The organism is Rhizobacter sp. P1_G5 (assembly GCF_056405435.1).
In genome coordinates this window covers 1-2,686 of the sequence record NZ_JBFUCB010000743.1, presented here as the reverse complement: position 1 = coordinate 2,686, position 2,686 = coordinate 1, and the positions used below count along the sequence as shown (strand labels likewise).

General features: G+C 68.8%; 3 protein-coding genes. 1 reads left to right on the top strand and 2 read right to left on the bottom strand.

Annotation, left to right across the window (positions count from 1 at the left end):
• Window positions 1-223 precede the first annotated feature (223 nt).
• Window positions 224-1,165 carry a hypothetical protein gene (locus AC1D12_RS30410; RefSeq protein ID WP_477828450.1) on the bottom strand — a complete coding sequence of 314 codons (942 nt, stop codon included), beginning with the start codon at window positions 1,163-1,165 and terminating at the stop codon, window positions 224-226.
• Between the two features lie 245 nt (window positions 1,166-1,410).
• On the opposite strand from AC1D12_RS30410, the gene AC1D12_RS30405 reads away from it, so the two are divergent.
• Window positions 1,411-1,902, top strand: a complete 492-nt coding sequence (locus AC1D12_RS30405; RefSeq protein WP_477844961.1) for a heme-degrading domain-containing protein — start codon at window positions 1,411-1,413, stop codon at window positions 1,900-1,902.
• A 22-nt stretch (window positions 1,903-1,924) separates the two neighbouring features.
• On the opposite strand, the gene AC1D12_RS30400 is transcribed toward AC1D12_RS30405, so the two are convergent.
• Window positions 1,925-2,686: DUF6445 family protein (locus tag AC1D12_RS30400; protein WP_477844960.1), on the bottom strand; the 762-nt coding region annotated here is incomplete at its 5' end.

Sequence of the window (2,686 nt, the reverse complement as noted above, 5' to 3'; positions counted from 1 at the left end):
GTGCGATGGATGCAAGGGCTTCTCCCTGAGGGAATCAACGGGATCGACGGGCCGGCCCGCGGGGCCGGGTGCACTGCCCGCTTTTGTGAGCGGGTCGGGCTTGGCGCGCATCCATCGATGCTGTTGCCGTGGGGGCGCACGTTAACCAGCGCCTCGTTGCGAGTCAACGGGCCTGGGACATCCGTCCTCATCAACATGAAGGAGGAACGCCCCGTCCCTCGAGTCAAGTCATCAACCTCGGCCGCTCCTTGGCCACACGCACACCCCGCACYAGGAAGAACCCGATCACATCGAACCCCGCTTCCGCCGTCGTGAACGCCTGCTCCGGCCCGCTGCAGGGTCGGATCTCCCGCGATGCACGGCCATCTCGCAGCCGGTAGGCGGGCAGCAGGTGTGCAACGAATCCGACGTACTCCGCCATCGGCGCGCCCTGGCGCCGATCGAACAGCCGCAACTCGATTCGCGCGACCCCATGGCTGCGGTCCTCGAGGGTCGACGTGTCCTGCACCGACAGCAGGTAGCGCGCCGAGCTCGCACTCACCGGCCCTTCGATCGACTGCGACAGGTCGACCTGCACCAGCCGCGCCATGAACTCCTCGGTGTTCGCGGGCGGCAGCAAGGCACGCCCCGTGGATTCCCACCACAGACGGTGCGCCGTCACCGAGATCGCGCCACGCGATGTCATGCGCCGGTCCTGCTCGACGAAGACGAACGCCGACGTGGCAAGCACCTGCCGCGCATCCAGCGGATCGAACCAGTCGACGGGCGGCACCTCGTCGAGCGCGGGGCGGCGCACATGCTCGATGTCGAGCAGCACGCCCTCGTTCGCCGGCACACGGCTCGCCTCGCTCGAGATCGTCAGGTGGCGTTCGGTGTCGCAGCGGTGCGCCAGGTAGGCCAGGGCATCGCGCGCCATCGCGTCATCGGCCGCGTGCAGCCGGGCGTCTGCGATCTGGCGCTGGAAATCCTGCAGCGCGAGCCAGCCCAGCCCATGGGCGGCCAGCAACGCCACGAGCGCCAGCACGACGCCGATGCGCCGCACGCGTGTTCGAGGTGGCATGCGGCTGAGCGCGCCGAGTGCGAACGAGGCCGCCACGAGCAAGGCGATCGCGCCGAAGACGAGCAGCGCCGGGGAGGTGAACAAGGTTTCAGTCAGGGACGGCATGGGCCAATCCTTCAAAAAAGAGGGAGGTCGGAGAAGGGGTGGAAGCGATCCGCGGGATCGCAGACGTCGGACCAGAAAGCCCCCGGGTGTCAAAGGCCGGCCGCGTCGAATGCGCACAGTGTCTCCAACCCATGCATTCACCTAAGGTGACGCATGCGGTGGATGCATGACTTTCGGGCTCTGCCGATACAGTCGGAGGCTCAAACGCCCCTCCGACGCCCCTTCAACCCGCTTCAGACCCCGCCATGAACCTCGAAAAAGATCTGAAAACGATTGCCCGCCAAGAGGATTGTTTTCAAACGAAACACTTCAATGAAGCCACCGCATGGGCCTTGGGCTCGCGGCTGAGGGACATGGCCGAAGCGCGCGGGGTCGCGATCACGATCGAGGTGCGCCTGGCGCGCGAAACGGTGTTCTTCTGCGCGATGCCGGGCACCTCGCCGTCGAATGCCGACTGGGCGCGCCGCAAGCGCAACACCGTCGAGCTGCTGCACCGCAGCTCCTACCGCGTGGGGCTGGACAACGCGCTGGACGGCGGCACGCTCGAGTCGAAGATGGGGCTGCCGCTGCGCGACTACGCGGACCACGGCGGCAGCTTCCCGATCCGGGTCGAGGGCAGCGGCTGCATCGGTGTGGTGACGGTCTCGGGCCTGCCGCAGCGCGAGGATCACGCGCTGGCGGTCGAGGCGCTGGCCGAGCTGTGCGGGGTCTCGCTCGACGGGCTGCGGCTGGACTGACGCCCTCCCGGGCGCCGTGCGCTCAGCGCTGCGCTTCGAAGTGGAACAGCTGCACCAGCCGGCCTGATTCCGCGCGGTCGCCGAACAGCTCGGTGATCGCGTGGAAGAAGTCGCTGCGGAACACGATCAGCCGGTTGAAACGCMTCGGCACCTCGAACAGGAACTCCCAGGTCGCATCGCGCTGCTGCTGCCATTCGGCGAACGGCAGCCGCCGGTTGATCGGCAGGTGGCGCTTCTGGAAATCGAGGAACGACGCATGGCCCATGCCGGCCAGCGCGGCATCGTCGGGCCGGCGGTCATGCCCGGTCGCGCGGTGCCGGTAGAAGCGCGTGCCGCCGCGGCAGTCTTCCGGCCGGCTCAGGTACAGCACGCCGCCGAAGATGTGCGGCAGCGTCGGGTTGTCGACGTGCACGTCGGCACGCGCGTCGTCACTCGCCAGGCTGACGCGCAGCGCGCCGTTGTCCGGCGAATCCCACTTGACCGCGCGGCCCAGCATGTCGGCGATGCGCTGCATCGTCGCGCCGACCGGCTGCGGCGGCGTCTGCACGCCGGGGAAGTTGCCGTTCGCCGAGCGCTGCGCCTGCGTCGCGCACAGCCGCAGCGCCTCGGCGCGGAAGGCCTGCGGGTCGGGCAGGAAATCGTCGATGACGAGCAGGTCGCGCTCGATGCAGGCGCGCTCCAGCGCCGCGGCGTCGAGCGTCGCCGCCGCGTTCAGCAGCAACGCGGGCGATGCCTGCGGGGCCGGCGACTCGGCCTGCGCAAAGCCCAWGTTCAGGCGCTCTGC

What these genes read in the sequence shown, in the direction of transcription:
- AC1D12_RS30405 (WP_477844961.1), top strand. Translation starts at nt 1,411, where the DNA reads ATGAACCTCGAAAAAGATCTGAAAACGATTGCCCGCCAAGAGGATTGT.